The following is a 16,384-nucleotide window of genomic DNA, read 5'->3' as shown; positions in this document are numbered from 1 at the left end:
CTCTAGATAAAAAGTCACTTCGGCCGATATAAGTTGGTTAAGTTAATTGATCAACATTGATCGTTTTTTTGAGTAACAAGGCATTATATGAAAGACTCTGATATCGCAGTATCGCAAATCGCGCTAATGAAGCAAAAACTGCATTCTGCACGTACCGCATTAGAAGAATTCAACAAAGACCGAAATGATAAACTTAAAACCTTAATTCAATTTATTGGCCAGTTAAGTTTGGCCTGTAAAGGTCAAAACCTTGAGCTTGATAATAAATTAGCCAAATTACGTCACAACCTTCACGATTTCGATCAAATCGACGAAGCTTTACCCGAGTTGGTTGATATTGAAAGGCTCTTAAAAGGCCAATATAACCAAACAATGGCCAAGCTTGAAGAGAGCCGTACCGGACTATCAAAAGTCATAAGACAGATCCAAAGAGTTAACTCTGCACCAGATAAAGTTAAAAAAGAAGTCAATTATTTCAAGCAGGAATTATCAAAACCCTTTCATACTGTTTGGGAATATATCCCTAAAGTTGAGAAATTAATTGGTTTCTATGAAGACATTCTCCAACTGCAATTCAACAATCCTGATGATATTGATATTTTGCCTCAGCATATTCAATTGGCTCGCGAATTAGCCGTCAAAATATCAGAAATTGAATTTCGTAAAGATCAACGCGATCAAGTATTGGTTATGAAAGAAGTGTTGCTAGGTGATATCACCTTAAGTACCCTGTTGGAATCTTACCAAACCATCATTAGCCTGTTATTAGACAACATTGCTCGCGAAAAATCGGCATCTCAAGATTTCCTATACGCATTAAATGATGCTTTAACCGTGGTCCGTGATGTCGTCAACAACTCGCACAATAGTAATGAACGCAGTGCACAACTAAAACAACAGTTGAATAATGAAATTAACTTAAGGGTTGATAACGCAGGCGGATTAATCACAGATATTGAAGACATTGCAGACCTAAAAACACAGTTAACCGTACAATTATCATCTTTACGTGATGCCTTATCTCGTAAAGAGGCGCTCGAACAACGTGAACAAGCGATATTACGTAATTCAATCAATGCAATGCGTAAAGAGCTAAACAGTATCACTCAAGAAGCCAACAGCTTTAAAGAGAAATTATTCGAGCACCAAAAACTAAACTTGCTTGACCCATTAACCCAGTTAGCTAATCGCACTGCATTAGAAGACAGAATGGATCAAGAGTATCGCAATCACATCCGTTTTAAGACACCACTGTGGATAGCGGTCACCGATATTGATCATTTTAAAATGGTTAACGATAACTTTGGTCACAGTACTGGCGATAAAACCTTGCAAGTGATTGCAATGGCACTGAAGAACTCACTACGTGAAAGTGAGTTTGTGGCTCGTTATGGTGGCGAGGAGTTTGTTTTACTATTGCCAGATATTACTGAAGAAAATATTTCTATATTACTTAACCGCGTAAGAGAGAAAATTAAAAATATTCCATTTAAGTTTAAAAATCAGAAGATTACAGTTACATTATCAATAGGTGCAGCCCAAGTGATGGAAAATGAAACCATCGAAGAAGCGTTCGAAAGAGCCGATGCCGCACTCTATAAAGCAAAAAATAATGGCCGAGACAGAGTGGTAATTGATATCTAAGCAGACATTGGGCTTAAATCTTTGCCATTTAAGTCCGAGGAGTTGCTTATGATTGTACAAATTAGTCCACGAGGCAGTTTAGACCAACTGTCCCAGCTTGAAGTCGACCGTCTCAAACAAGGCGCCAGCAGCGACCTTTATCAGCTTTACCGCAGTTGCTCTCTGGCGGTGCTTTCTTCCGGTCTTATCAGTGATGATGCCGAAGCGTTATTCAAAAAATTTGCAAACTTTGACATTAAAGTATTGCAACGCGAACGTGGCATCAAGCTGGAATTACATAACCCACCTGAACAAGCCTTTGTTGACGGCCACATTATTGTGGGAATTCAAGAGCACTTATTTGCAGTGCTCCGTGACATCATTTATATCACCAATAAATACGATAATTTAAAACACATCAACTTCACTAATGCCAACCACATTACCAATGTGGTCTTTGATATTTTGCGAAATGCTCGGGCAATTTCCCCCATGAAAGACCCCAATGTGGTTGTTTGTTGGGGCGGCCACAGCATCAACCCTACTGAATATCAATATACCCGAGAAGTGGGCTATCAATTAGGCTTGAGAGCACTCGATATCTGCACGGGTTGTGGCCCCGGAGCAATGGAGGGTCCCATGAAAGGCGCAGCCATTGGCCATGCTAAGCAACGCGTCACCACTGCTCGTTATATCGGCTTAACCGAACCAAGTATTATTGCCGCAGAGCCACCCAATCAAATTGTGAATGAATTAGTGATTTTGCCGGATATTGAAAAACGCCTTGAAGCCTTTGTTCGCCTCGGTCACGGCATTATCATTTTCCCCGGCGGCGCAGGCACCGCAGAGGAACTATTGTATTTTCTTGGTATCTTATTGAACAAAGAAAATGCACAAACGCCCTTCCCATTAATCCTCACCGGCCCAGAAGAAAGCGCCGAATACTTTGAAGAAATTGATCGTTTTATCGGTGCAACATTAGGAGAGGAAGCGCAAAGTAAATATCAGATCATTATTAATAATCCCATAAAAGTGGGACAAATAATGAAGCAAGGCATGGCACAGGTGAAAGCTTACCGAAAACAAAAAGGTGATGCCTACCAATATCAATGGTCATTAAAAATTGAGCCTGAATTTCAATTACCTTTTGATCCCACCCATGAAGTTATGGCAAATTTAAACTTGTATTTTCAAAACAACAAAGCGGAACTTGCCGCCAATTTACGTAAGGCATTTTCGGGCATAGTGGCGGGGAATGTTAAAGCTGACACCATTAAGTTAATTGAAAAGAAAGGCCCTTTTCAAATTCATGGTGACCCGCAATTGATGGACATGTTAGACAAATTGCTGAATGCTTTTGTCTCTCAGCAACGGATGAAACTACCCGGAAGTGCCTACGTACCTTGCTATAAAATTATAAGATAAATGAATAGATTACTCATTATTGATGGATTAAATCTGGTTCGCCGCATTCATGCGGTACTACCAGATGAAAACGATATTGACAGTGTGAAAGTTCGCACACTTGCGGCATGCCATAAAATGTTGGCTCACCATCTGCCGACCCATGTGGTTATTGTGTGGGATGGTGAGCAAGAGTCGTGGCGAAAAAAGCTATACCCTGATTACAAAAAAGGCCGCAAGCCTATGCCTGAAGCCCTACAAAAAGGCTTAGAGGGTATCAAAAAGGCATTAGAAGCAGAGCATATTCAATCGTTAAATGCTGAGTCTGAAGCTGATGATGTCATTGCCACGCTAGCATTAAAAATCACCCAAAATCAGGGCGAAGCCATCATTGCCTCAACCGATAAAGGCTTTAGTCAACTGCCGCAACACAAGCTGATAATTTGGGATCATTTTAATCAGCAACCCTTTGATTTATTAGAACATGAACGCAAATTAGGCGTTATTCACAGTCAATTTTTAGACTTTATTGCGCTTGCAGGAGACAGTGGCAATAAAATTCCCGGAATAGCGGGAATAGGCCCTAAATCAGCAGCAGATTTACTCAATAAATTTCGCAGCCTAGCCAACATCTATCGTTCGTTAGAAAACCTCGGCCCCAAACAAGCCAGCAAGCTTGCCGAGGGAAAAGAAATAGCTCGGATAAGTTATAAATTGGCTCAACTGCAATGCGATATACCTTTAAATATTAATTTGAAACAATTTCGTTACAATGTCGTTGTGTCCAATTAGTTTGAATACAGTAGACTAACTTTAAAAATCATTGTACTTACTTAATACTGGATAGTAAATGAACTCAAAAGCCACTTACATCATTGGCGGAATATTTATCGCCTACCTTTTTTTTGTCGCTGTCGTCATGTTTGTTTATGAACCACTTCCAGAAGACAGAGCTTGGGAAGAACGCCAAGCCTATAACCACCAAAAAATCAGCGAATTAAATTTTGGCCAAAGCCTTGATGATATCCGTAAAGTGTTTGGTCGGGCAGATTTTGTTGAAGCTAAAACGGGGGTTGATGGTCAGTATCAAATTATGTTTTATCGTACTCATCATGTCACCTCTGATGGGAAAACCACTAAAGATGAATGCACACCACTACTTTTTAGAAATAACATTTTAATTGCTTGGGGCATTGAAACCCACCAGCAATATCTTGATTTAGTGATTCTACCCACTGATATGCAAGGCATAAGCACTGATGATACCCAAAGTCACTAATATCGGCTCATGATCAGTCATAAAAAAAGCAGGCATTTATGCCTGCATTTTTTATGTTAATAACTTAGCTCAACCTGAGATAAAAGTTGAACTTAAGCGGATCACAGCTTACTTATGACGGCTTTGAAAACTCTTGGTAATCTTCGCCTTTCTCTAACCATAAAGGCGCAGGTTTGCCTAATAAATAATGATCAAAATATTGGCGCATTTTAATCGTGTAATCTAATTTGTTGGGATACTTCTTAAGATGGTGCGGTTCACCTTCGTATTGTAAAAACACGACATCTTTTCCTGCTCTGCGCATTGCTAAATACATTTCAATGCCTTGCTCCCATGGCACTGCATCATCAATATCACCAAACATAATCATCATAGGTGTTTGAATACGTTCAACATAAAATATTGGCGAATTCTCAATATATTTTTGTGGAGCCTTATACAACCTCTCACCTATCCGGCTTTGGCCAGTTTCATATTGAAATTGACGCGCTAAACCACTGCCATGACGAATCCCACTATAAGCACTGGTCATATTGGTCACCGGCGCACCAGCAACCGCAGCGGCAAACAAGTTGGTTTGAGTAACCGCATAAGCGGTTTGATAACCACTCCATGAATGTCCATGCAAGCCTATTTTTTTAGGATCGGCAATGCCCATTTCAATCAGTTTTTGCACCCCTGAGGTTAATACCTTAACGGCTGAAATTCCCGGATAACCAATTTCAAATCGAATATCAGGTAAAAAAATCGCATAGCCATTATTAGCGTACCAAGCAAAATTAGGCCTATGGTTGATTTTCATATCTGGAAAGTGATGCAATCGTTGACTCATAAAACGATAGTAATAAACCATAACAGGGTATTGCTGCCCTTGTTGATAATTACTAGGCTTAATGAGCACACCATCCACTAATTTACCATCAGGTCCAGTCCATTGCACCAGCTCAGCGGTCCCCCAATCAAAGGCTTGGCGCTGCTTATCAAGCTGAGTTAATTGGATTGCCTCATCTGTACTGAACAATGCTCCACTATAAATATCAGGATATAAATCATAGCGCTGCTTAGTAAATAGTATTTTTTCCGACAGTTTTGCTCTAGCCACTAACGATAATTTGCTCTTATTATCACCACTAATTGATTTAACACCCGCCACACCGACTTTTATTCGATAAAAGCCATCAGCTTTGCTGCGTTCATTGTAGCCATGTAATAGTAAATTTTGCGCATCAATCACGGTACTAGGCTGTTTGTCTTCCACCTGCCCTGTTACCCGAAATTGCACACTTTGCTTACGCCCTTCGCCATCGGTAAGCATAAAGCCAGTATGTGAACTGGTATTAAATTGCCAAGCATCAAATTTGTCATAAGCAATAAAACCAGAGCCATCTGCCAACCATGGGCCAAATCCGTAACCAGGGGCATGACTTGGATAATCATGGTCTTCATCAGCAAATGTTACAGGAAGCTTGGCTGTTAAGTTATAACTTCTAGCTTGTGCAATATCATAAAGATGCACATTCCCTTGCTGAAAATAACGCAAAAATCGGCCATTGGGAGACAAAGTCGGGATGGCATCACTTGGCTGCTGCGCTAAAATGAGTTGCTTACGCCCGGTATTCACATCGACTAAATACACATCGTGAAAAAATCCTGCCCAAGTACTCATTTTCTGATAAGGCACATCAGATGTTGCCACTAAATAGCGCTGCTGTTCACCATAATTAACCGTGGGCACGGTTTTATCTGCTAGTTGAATAATTTGATCAGCCTGAAGATGATACACCGCTAAATAAGTTCGTTTTAACTCATCTTGATATTGCTTAACTTGTTGAGGTTTTATCTTTGGATCATCACCATGCCAAACACGTAAATTCTTATTGCCAGTAATGATGTTAATATCAAATAGCGAGCTGTCATCGCTGTATTCTACCAATGTTTGCGGTGCGATAACCTGTGGAACTCGTCCCACAAATAAGCGCTCACTATCACGAGAAAACACTAACGAAGAATATTGATTAAGTGTCCAATCCTCACTGCGAGGTTGACGCGTCTTACCAGAAACCACGTCAATGGTATGTAATTGATATTCACGTGCATCGCGTTTTTGAGAAAGGCTACCAGTGGTAAAAGCCACATAACGACCGTTATTACTAAGGGCTAGCTCACCAATTTGTTGCACGGTAGATTCAAATATATTTCGCTGCGTTTGATGAGTTAAATTAACTATTTTGACTTGATGTTGCTTGGCCTTGTGTTGATTGATTGCCGCCACAAAATGAATGCCTGATTCATCAAATGTATATTGAGTCACACCGTCAAACGACAGTGTTTTTTGATTACTCAAACGAATCAGCGATAACTTTGTGCCTTTATCTGATTTTTCAATTTGCTGAGGATCATCTTGCTCGCTTGGTTCATCTTTTGCTTTTTATCTTCATCGAACCAAATGGCCAGATAGTCACCACTATCATTAAAACTTGCTGATTTTACGTTTTCAAAGCGCTGTTGCTTGCCGTTTTTTGTATTTAACAATACAAGGGCGGATGTTAATTCTGACTTCTTTTTGGTTTCTTTATCTAACAAACTTGGCGCAAGGGTTGCTATCACAAATTGACCATCACGGTTCACCATAGGCTGAGAACCTAAATCAATTTGCCAGCTATTACTGCCATCAGTGTGTTTAACAATAACATGACTATTGCCACGATCAGGCTGCGCTTCAACAGCCATAACGGCGCCATTATCGGCCAATACAGGCTTTTGCAAAGTGTCGAAATGCATAATATCTGTCAGCTCAAGCGACTTAGCTTGAGCTGATATCGATACAGTTGAAAGTATTGAACTCGATAACGATAACATCGCTATCATTAGATAAGGTTTTAGGTCTGATAATCTCACAGTCTTCCTCTTATTATAATTATCGATTGTGTCAAGATTGCTAAATATTCGACTATGGTCGTCTAGCCTGCAACCATAAAAGCGAGTCAAATAACCATTCTTCATCGGCCGGAATAATTGAAGTCCGATTAATCAAGCAAGTTAAGTCGCACAAATTTGTAGACTTCATTTTAGGGCGGCTATTTTAGAGTAAATCACAGTAAAATATCCGGATTTAATGTGAACTAAGTCACTATTTTCTGTAAATAAAGATTAAAAATCGTTAAAATGCGCCACGAAAAATAGATGATATCTATCGTCATGTTACCGCAAACACCTGCGGTGTAACAAATGCAGTACCACAATAGTGGAAGGACAATACATGTCAAAACGTACAATAACCGTAATTCCTGGTGATGGAATTGGCCCAAGTATTATCGATTCAGCATTAAAAATACTCGACAAAGCTGGGTGCGATTTTGAATATGAATTTGCTGATGCGGGGTTAACCGCCCTAGAAAAACACGGTGAACTATTACCGCAACGCACTCTAGATTTAATCGAAAAAAACCGCATTACCTTAAAAGGACCGCTCACCACACCTGTTGGTGAAGGGTTTACTTCTATCAATGTGAGCTTACGTAAAAAGTTTAGCCTTTACGCCAATGTGCGTCCGGTCAACTCCTTTAAAGGCACACAAGCCCGCTATGAAGATATTGATATCATCACAGTGCGTGAAAACACCGAAGGAATGTATTCAGGGTTCGGTCAAAAAGTCTCTGATGATGGCGCAACAGCTGAAGCAACCAGTATTATTACTCGCCAAGGTGCAGAGCAAATTACCACTTTTGCTTATGAGCTTGCCCGTAAAGAAAACCGCAAAAAAGTCACGATCGTGCATAAAGCCAACATCATGAAATCCACTTCAGGCTTATTCTTGAAAGTCGCCCGTGAGGTCAGTCAACGCTATCCAGATATCATCACTGAAGAAATGATTGTTGATGCCACCTGCATGAAGCTAGTGATGACTCCTGAAAACTTCGATGTGATAGTCACCACCAACTTATTTGGTGATATTTTATCTGATTTATGTGCTGGTTTAGTCGGCGGATTAGGCATGGCACCCGGTGCTAACATTGGCCGTGATGCAGCAATTTTTGAAGCAGTACATGGCAGCGCCCCCGATATTGCAGGCAAAAACTTAGCAAATCCGACCTCAGTAATTTTGGCCTCAATTCAAATGCTGGAATATTTAGGCATGGCAGACAAAGCTAAATTAATTCGTAATGCAGTATCAGCAGTGATTGAAGAAGGCGATCGCACCACCCGTGATTTAGGCGGAACACATGGAACAACGGATTTCACGCAAGCTGTACTTGAACGTTTGGGATAACAATTAAATCTTCTTGTTAATTCAATTAAAGATTCATAAGCGGCTGTATTTTATCTGATGAATAAAACAAAAGGCCGAGCAATATTATTGCTCGGCCTTTTGATAACACATTCGCGACTAACCTAAATCAGCGTAGTTAACACCCTTTTCAGGAAATAACCATAAGTGAACGGTCACTTCATCACGGTCATGGTACAAATGCTTGCACTGCATGCGGTAATCGATATTATTTTCTTTAAAGATTTCCGCCATGGTGTCTAAAATAACCCGCACTTCTTTGTAACGGCTTTTCATGGGTAATTTAAGATTAAAAATCGCTTCTTTAAACCACGCATTAATCGCCCATGCTTCTATTAGTTCAGCAACGCGAGATGGCTTTTCAACCATATCACACACTAACCAATAGATATTTTTACGAGGCGGCTCAAAACGAAAACCGTCGGCACGGTAATGCTTAACTTGGCCTGTTTCCATTAGTTTTTCATTCATTGGGCCATTATCGACAGCAGCAACCATCATGCCACGACGCACCAATTGATACGTCCAACCACCTGGACAAGCGCCTAAATCAACAGCATTTAAGCCACTACGACAACGACTTTCTTGTTCTTCTTTAGTCAGAAAAACCCCAAAGGCCTCATCAAGTTTCAAAGTTGAGCGACTAGGTGCATCTGCAGCCATTCTTAACCTTGGGATCCCCATATTATGTGGCGAGCTATTATGGCTTAAAGAGTAACCCGCATACGCTTTACCAGGGCCAATAAAGCATACATGAATAATGGGGCGGCGAGGATTCTCAGCCCCTAACAAGGCACCCGATTTTTTCAATCCTTGACGCAATGGTACCGTAAACTTACGACAAAATGCAGATAACTCTTTTGCTTCGTTGGTATCAGGGGTTTCGACACGCAATTCACCACATTTTGATAGCTGCGATAACGCTTCAACAATTGGACTTACACGGTCTTGTTCAGGCAAATCTACCAGCAATTCAGACGCGGCAAACATTTGACGAGTAAAAATCAATGAACTTAACGACAACTCAGACGCTAAGGTATCGGCGCCATTTTCGTCAAAGCACTGATAAATCACATAAGCATCATTATTGTTGGTTTTAACAAAACCGCCGACGTTAAGCTCCGCAGCACGTTGTTGAATTTCTGCAGCACATTCTTTTTCATAGCCTGCGCGGCAGAATAAAAATAGGTTTTTCATGTAAAGCCCTAAGGTCGAATGACCTTTACCTAAGAGAAAGCAAAATTTTGCGGATTATAGCAAGTTTATTACACCTTAGCAGGATTATGTGCTGACAGCTTGCGCCAAGCAGCGATTGCTAACAGTAACCAACCAATTAACAAACATAGGCCTCCCATAGGCGTAATAGGTCCAATCCATTTAGCACCAATTAACGCATACAAATATAACGAACCAGAAAATAGCGCGATACCAGTAATAAAAAATCCTGCCGACCAAGTCAGTAACCTAGGTGATAACCACTGAGCGCCGAAAGCTACAACGACTAATGCAAAAGTGTGATAAAACTGGTATTCCACAGCAAGGTTAAAAATACTGACAAGCTCCGCTGGCGCAATATTTTTAAGCCCATGCGCCCCAAAAGCACCCAATGCGACCGCCATAAAACCGCTCAATGCAGCAAAAGATAAAAGTTTATGATTCATAACTGCCCTGAATTCAATATCGATAGTTAAAAAATGAGCTTAACTGAGATCACGAATAAACTCATGGATTTGTGACACAGCAACATTGAGATTAGCGTTTAATGAAGTGCCTGACGACTTGCGAGGCACAAAACTATGATCGCCATCGACAATAGGCACGACTTCAACTCCATCACGCAGCGGCCACTGGCTAATTTGCTGAGGATTGCCAAACTTATCGCGCTCACCTTGTAAAACCAGTATTGGCATACTGGATTGATTTAAAGGTTCCAATCGTGGCTCCCCCCCTTTAAGCGGTACAAATGGGTAACCTAAACACACCACGCCTAAAACTTGCTCTAGCGCTTGTTTGGCATCAGCATTGTCGCATTCATGTAATGAGGAGCTTAACCAAGCCATCATGCGCGAACCCATTGATTTACCGACTAGCACGATTCGCTTCGCTGAAATAACAGCTTGATCTTGCTTGGCATAAATGTCAGCCAAAACGCTTTCTAAATGGGAAAGCAATTTAGGGGCTCGGTCCGGCGGCCGTCTTTTACCATCTTGCATATTAGCTTGCATATACAAAAAATTAAAACGATACACGCCATAGCCCTGAGCCACTAATAAACTCGCTAATTGACACATAAAATCATGATGCATATTCGCACCTGCACCATGGGCTAACACAATTAGGGTGTCACTATTTGGGTTACCTTCAAGAAGATAATCTTGTGCCACTTGGCTGTCATTATCCGGTAAGCAGCTCACTGCGCGACTCCTCTGCAAACATATCTACCATCCACTCACGAAATGCACTGACTTTACCCAACTCAGAATGATTTTGCTGACAAACAAGATAATAAGCATCTTTACTCACTAGCACATCCGGAAATGGACACACTAAACGCCCAGCTTTAATATCGGGCCTTGCCAATACGCTATAACCTAACGCCACTCCTTGACCGTGGGCAGCGGCTTGTAAAACCAGTGATGAGTGACTAAAGATAGGACCTTGATTCACATTAATATCGCTAATGCCACATTGTCGAAACCAAGCTTGCCAATCATGACGGCTCGAATCATGCAGTAGCGTGTGATGTTTAAGGTCGCTTGGACTATTTAATGGTTTTGGCCCATTAAGCAATAAGGGAGAGCACACAGGGATCAGTACTTCATTTCTTAGTTTATCTGCCCGTAACCCTGGCCAATTACCTTGGCCATAGTAAATCGCAACATCAACATCATCGGTTAACGAGCCAGTATCACTGTCCACAGCTTTAATGCGCACATCAATGTCAGGATTTTTCTCACTAAACTTAGCCAAACGCGGCACCAACCACTGAATAGCAAAACTTGGTGACATACTTACTGTTAACGAACCTACTGCGCTGCGAGCCAGTAAACGATCGGTCGCTTCCCCTAGTTGAATAAAGATATCTTTAATATCTAAGAAGTAACTTTGACCTTCTTCTGTTAACAATAATGATCTATTTTTACGCCTAAATAATTTCAAACCTAAAAAATCTTCTAATGCTTTAATTTGATGGCTAACGGCTGCTTGAGTAACAAACAACTCCTCTGCAGCACGCGTAAAGCTTAGGTTTCTTGCAGCTGCTTCAAATGCCTTAACCGCATTTAACGGAGGTAAACGTCTAGACATGGTGATCAATCTCTCGTTTTTTAATTAGTTTTTCTAATGATTATCGATATTTTTTGTCGTTTGTAAAGAATAGTGTGTTCGGTTAAATTAGCAGCATCGAAATTAAGCCAGTTGGACAATCTCTACGATGGAAGCGGGAATGTCCGACAATGCTATATTGTTGCGCCCGGAGGCCACCCTATGTTCAATTTAAAATCAGTTGTTGCAATCGCTTTTGTATCTTTACTTGGTCTTTCTACTGCTCAGGCAAACGAAATTGATATGAGTGATTTGTATGCCACTATTAATGCTGAATTAACTGATAGCATGAATAAAATGCAGCAAGACGTAGCAAAAGATGCCAATGATGTTCTTGTTAGCAACACAGATGAAGAAGTGAAATCAGTTCAAACTCAACTTGCTGATTAATACACTTTCAAGCAGCGACAAGCCTGACATTTTATGAGATAAAGCGTTAGCACTAACTTTTCATCTCATCAAAAAACCGCATTAATTGCGGTTTTTTTGTGGGTTATTTTTCATACCTATTCCGTAATACCAATCACGATAAGTAAGTGATCAAAAATAGCGTAGAAAAAACGCTTGATAACAAGGCATATTTTTCGATAAGCAGTTATTCTACAATCAAAAAATCTAGCTATTACCGAGCGTTGTAACAAGCTAGGGTGAACAGTTATTTATTACAATTGGTATGACAGGAAACCTAAAAAAATAGCGTTAATGACATTACTAACGCTATTTTTGTTAACCTCAAACGAAGCAATAAATGGGCTAATCGAGATTAAGGTTAATCGAACGGGTTATGGACGATATACTTTAACGTTTTGATGGCCTTGCTCAATTAAATACAATGCCTGTAGTTTACTCATCACGCCACGCTCACAATAAAGTAAGTAAGTTTTGCTTTTATCTAAATCGCCAAACTGGGTTGCTAGTTTAAAAAATGGGATAACCTTCACTTCAACGCCGTCAATCTCCAAAGGCTTTCTTTCTTCCTCTTCTGGGGCGCGAACATCAATCACCACTTCACCACTAGCGATGTCAGAGACAGTTTCTGTTTCGGTAATTTGTTGATTCATTTCAGACTCAATATCTCTTATGTCGATCACTTTTGCAGAGGCTACAATACGCTCGATAAGATCTTCATCAAACTTTTTCTCTTCGGCTTCAATCTTTGACAGTACAGCTTTTACCGTTGGTTTTTGCGAGATCACACCGCAATACTCGGGCATGGTTTTAGCAAAGTCTTCAGTGCCAATCACACGACTTTGATTGATGATATCTTGCTTATCCATCGCAATAAGAGGACGCATAATCAATAAATCAGTGCAGCGATCAATCACATTTAAGTTGGTTAACGTTTGGCTAGACACCTGCCCCAAGCTTTCACCTGTTACTAATGCTTGAATGCCATACTTCTCAGCAATTTTGGCTGCTGCGCGCATCATCATACGTTTAAGTACAACGCCCATTTGGCCATTATCGATGCGCTCTAGAATTTGCTCAACCACAGGCTCAAATGGCACTGAAATAAAGCGGACTTTATGTGATTCACCGTAGGTTTTCCATAAATGGAAAGCCACTTGTTTAACCCCTATTTCGTGCTGTGCGCCACCTAAGTTAAAGAAACAGTAATGGGTTCGCGCACCCTTTTTAATAAACTGAAAACTAGATACGCCAGAGTCAAAACCACCAGAAATCAAGGATAACACATCTTCTTGAGTCGCCATCGGGAAGCCGCCTAAACCTTCAATTCGACGCTCGACCATATATAATTTGTTGTTATCAATCTCTAAATTAACTGTCACATCAGGATTATTAAGTTTTACGCCAAGTGCGTCAGTATGCTGATTTAAACCACCACCAACATAACGTTCAACGTCAATTGAGTTAAAATCATGCTTACCAGAGCGTTTTACCCGCACACAAAACGTTTTACCGGCAATCTCATCACGATATCGAGGCAAGGCTAGTTGATAAATGCTGTCTACTGTATCAAATGGATATTCACTCACCTGTACAACATGCGCAATACCAGGAATACAGGCTAATCGTTGTGCAAATGTGTCTACAAGTTCAGGCTTACCCTCAGGCACCTTAACAATGATACGGTCAAATAAGCGCTGTACCTTAGCGTCTTCATCTACCTTTTTAAGCACATTACGAATATTGGTTTCGAGCATTTTAGTAAAACGTAATCTTACCGATTTACTCTTCATCATGATTTCAGGGTATAACTTAACGATAAACTTCATAGCGGTTCCGACAACATTAATTAGCGGCCGAAACTACTCAGTAGCTCAGCTAAACTTCATATTAATGATTTGATTTAATTAGATAAAGACTTAATTTTTAGCGACTTTGTATTTACTACATCCTCAAGATAAGATGGCAATAAACACCTGTAAGCGGCGTAAAACAAGCAGCAATTTGGCGATTATACCAAATTTGATTCAGGTTGTAACAGCATTCGCTCACATATTATGCATCTCTTATTCGGCTTATTTTAGCCATAAAAAAACGCTACCTTGTGGTAACGTTTTGTCGGTTTTTAATATTTAGCTAAGGCCCTTGGATGACTTTAATTTCGTCTGATTCTTTAGGCTTACCCTGCTCAATAGCAATTTCAACACGGCGATTTCTAGCTCGATTTGCATTGCTATCATTAGGCACTAATGGATTATTTGACGCCTCACCCATGACTTTCATTCTGCTTTCATCAAAACCGGGAACCTTCATAAGCTCATGGGCGACAGACACAGCTCGCTTGCTGGATAAATCCCAATTTGAACTATAAAGTTCGTTACTGATATGCGCGCCGTCAGTATGACCCGATACCGTAATAATGCCCGGCACATCTTTCAATAACAGGCCAATCTCACGAATAATCGGTCTGAACTTAGGTTGTAAAAAACCAGAGCCTGATGCAAATGATCCCTTTTCACGAATTCGAATAATAATTTGCTGACCTAATGATTCCAGCTCAATGGCACCATCAACGATTTGCTCGTTTAGTTGTTCGGCCATTTTCTTTAATTGTTCATTGATATTCTCTTGTGATGATGAAGCTTCATTTTTAACCGCTTCTGCTTTTTGTTGCGCTGTCGCGCTGGCATTACCACCACGTTGTTCACCACTTTGTTTCTGCACGCCGCCAGCACTGGCATCTTCACCAGCTTGATACTCAATGGTTTGCTGTGTCATTTCATTGGTTTGCTGATTAATAATTTCAATTGGAGTGGGATCTGGCCGACCAGGCCTGAATTCCAAGGCTATGACCGAGGTGCCTTTAGGGATATCTTTTACTTCTACTTTATTTTGCACCCCAAATGCGTATTTCATTGAACCGGCAATTTGCTTGAACTTCATGACATCCATTTCAGAAAATGCCAATAGTAAAACAAAGAAACACATCAACAGCGACATGAGATCGGCAAAGGTTGCTAGCCACATGGGCGCACCGGGTGGCGGACAATTGCACTTGGCCTTAGCCATGGTTATTCTCCGTCCGTGGTATCAATGTTACGCTGTTTTTCGGCCAAATAATTTTTTAAGAACCCCTCGATTACCCGTGGGTTTTGCCCATCTTGAATGGCAAGTACAGCATCCATAATCAAATTACGGTTTAATAACTCTTCACTCATACGCAGTGTCAACTTATCAGCCATTGGAATCGCAATCATGTTGGCAATTACCGCACCATACAAGGTTGTTAATAACGCCACAGCCATAGACGGCCCAATGGATTTGGGGTCATCCATGTTTGATAGCATGGCCACCAATCCCACAAGCGTACCAATCATGCCCATTGCTGGCGCCACATCGCCCATGGCTTTAAAAATGCCAATTCCCAACCTGTGACGCTCTTCAGTTAAAGCAATGTCTTTCTCAAGCGCATTACGCACCACATCACCATCATGCCCATCTACCAGCATATCAACGGCTTTTTGCATAAAGGTATTGCTAATTTGTGCCTCTTCTAATGCTAAAAATCCCCCTTTGCGGGCAGCGTCAGCCATATTAACTGATTGTTCAATCAAATCTTCAGGCTTATCAATCTTAAACATAAAGGCTTTGATACCAATTTTCACTGCGCCTAAAAATTGCTTGAGATTGAATTTCATCATCACAACAAATAATGACCCCATAACCACAATCAACAGTGAAGCCACATCGATAAAAATAGAGATGCCACCACTAGTGACCATGGCGCCAATAACAAATGCAAATGCACCTAGTATTCCTATCAGGGTTGCTAAATCCACAACTTCTCCTCAAATGCAGTTCAATCTGCTCGATAACCCAATTGCTTTTTAAAGGGTAACTTTATCTAATCTTATAACATTATCGGTCAAAAACGTTTCTAGTTTAGCGCGAATTTCAATATTCTGAACAAAATTCAGTAACAAAGCGTGCTATTGAGCAAATATCCTGCGTCTATATTTGACCCAAAAGCTTGGCTGATATACCTTGTCACACGCTGA

The 16,384-nt window shown here is 40.7% G+C and carries 13 protein-coding genes and 1 pseudogene; 6 read left to right on the top strand and 8 right to left on the bottom strand.

All coding sequences use genetic code 11. The annotated features are described in order from the left end of the window. Window positions 1–87 precede the first annotated feature (87 nt). The 4 genes from HBH39_RS05585 to HBH39_RS05570 are packed head-to-tail and all read left to right on the top strand — an operon-like array spanning window position 88 to window position 4,306. Window positions 88–1,644, top strand: coding sequence for a GGDEF domain-containing protein (locus HBH39_RS05585; protein ID WP_167676388.1), 1,557 nt, complete (start codon window positions 88–90; stop codon window positions 1,642–1,644). Between the two features lie 48 nt (window positions 1,645–1,692). Then, window positions 1,693–3,048: a nucleotide 5'-monophosphate nucleosidase PpnN gene (gene ppnN / locus HBH39_RS05580; RefSeq protein ID WP_167676377.1), complete on the top strand. Its 1,356-nt coding sequence runs from the start codon at window positions 1,693–1,695 to the stop codon at window positions 3,046–3,048. Further along, complete coding sequence (xni, locus tag HBH39_RS05575) at window positions 3,049–3,819, top strand: flap endonuclease Xni (RefSeq protein WP_167676375.1); 771 nt, start codon at window positions 3,049–3,051, stop codon at window positions 3,817–3,819. A gap of 58 nt (window positions 3,820–3,877) precedes the next feature. Next, entirely contained in the window at window positions 3,878–4,306 is a 429-nt protein-coding gene (locus HBH39_RS05570) for a DUF3192 domain-containing protein (protein WP_167676373.1), read from the top strand. Window positions 4,307–4,418: 112 nt separating this feature from the next. Here the strand turns inward: HBH39_RS05570 and HBH39_RS05565 are convergent. Continuing rightward, window positions 4,419–7,174, bottom strand: a pseudogene (locus HBH39_RS05565) (prolyl oligopeptidase family serine peptidase). Window positions 7,175–7,565: 391 nt separating this feature from the next. Here HBH39_RS05565 and HBH39_RS05560 point away from each other — a divergent pair. After that, entirely contained in the window at window positions 7,566–8,576 is a 1,011-nt protein-coding gene (locus HBH39_RS05560; RefSeq protein WP_167676362.1) for an isocitrate dehydrogenase, read from the top strand. Between the two features lie 117 nt (window positions 8,577–8,693). Here the strand turns inward: HBH39_RS05560 and rlmM are convergent, their stop codons facing one another. The 4 genes from rlmM to HBH39_RS05540 form a co-directional block, all read right to left on the bottom strand. Continuing rightward, on the bottom strand, window positions 8,694–9,791 hold the full coding sequence (rlmM, locus tag HBH39_RS05555) for a 23S rRNA (cytidine(2498)-2'-O)-methyltransferase RlmM (RefSeq protein ID WP_167676360.1): 1,098 nt from the start codon (window positions 9,789–9,791) through the stop codon (window positions 8,694–8,696). A 68-nt stretch (window positions 9,792–9,859) separates the two neighbouring features. Continuing rightward, the gene (locus HBH39_RS05550; RefSeq protein WP_167676358.1) at window positions 9,860–10,255 is read right to left on the bottom strand and encodes a DUF423 domain-containing protein; all 396 of its coding nucleotides are present in this window, start codon (window positions 10,253–10,255) and stop codon (window positions 9,860–9,862) included. A gap of 39 nt (window positions 10,256–10,294) precedes the next feature. Next, window positions 10,295–11,008, bottom strand: a complete 714-nt coding sequence (locus HBH39_RS05545; protein ID WP_208764186.1) for an alpha/beta family hydrolase — start codon at window positions 11,006–11,008, stop codon at window positions 10,295–10,297. Beyond that, window positions 10,989–11,900 (bottom strand): transcriptional regulator GcvA, encoded by a 912-nt coding sequence (locus HBH39_RS05540; RefSeq protein WP_167676356.1) that lies wholly within the window; start codon window positions 11,898–11,900, stop codon window positions 10,989–10,991. The genes HBH39_RS05545 and HBH39_RS05540 overlap by 20 nt, the downstream gene beginning before the upstream one ends. A gap of 180 nt (window positions 11,901–12,080) precedes the next feature. Between HBH39_RS05540 and HBH39_RS05535 the strand changes: the two genes are divergently transcribed. After that, on the top strand, window positions 12,081–12,308 hold the full coding sequence (locus tag HBH39_RS05535) for a hypothetical protein (RefSeq protein ID WP_167676354.1): 228 nt from the start codon (window positions 12,081–12,083) through the stop codon (window positions 12,306–12,308). Window positions 12,309–12,700: 392 nt separating this feature from the next. On the opposite strand, the gene thiI is transcribed toward HBH39_RS05535, so the two are convergent. From thiI to pomA, 3 genes are all read right to left on the bottom strand, one after another. Beyond that, window positions 12,701–14,155, bottom strand: a complete 1,455-nt coding sequence (thiI, locus tag HBH39_RS05530; RefSeq protein WP_167676352.1) for a tRNA uracil 4-sulfurtransferase ThiI — start codon at window positions 14,153–14,155, stop codon at window positions 12,701–12,703. 307 nt (window positions 14,156–14,462) lie between these two features. Beyond that, window positions 14,463–15,395 carry a flagellar motor protein MotB gene (locus tag HBH39_RS05525; protein WP_167676350.1) on the bottom strand — a complete coding sequence of 311 codons (933 nt, stop codon included), beginning with the start codon at window positions 15,393–15,395 and terminating at the stop codon, window positions 14,463–14,465. A gap of 2 nt (window positions 15,396–15,397) precedes the next feature. After that, window positions 15,398–16,165 (bottom strand): flagellar motor protein PomA, encoded by a 768-nt coding sequence (gene pomA / locus HBH39_RS05520; protein WP_167676348.1) that lies wholly within the window; start codon window positions 16,163–16,165, stop codon window positions 15,398–15,400. Window positions 16,166–16,384 lie beyond the last annotated feature (219 nt).

The sequence above is a fragment of the Shewanella aestuarii genome (assembly GCF_011765625.1).
GTDB lineage: Bacteria > Pseudomonadota > Gammaproteobacteria > Enterobacterales > Shewanellaceae > Shewanella > Shewanella aestuarii_A.
This window is presented reverse-complemented; position numbering and strand designations above follow the sequence as displayed.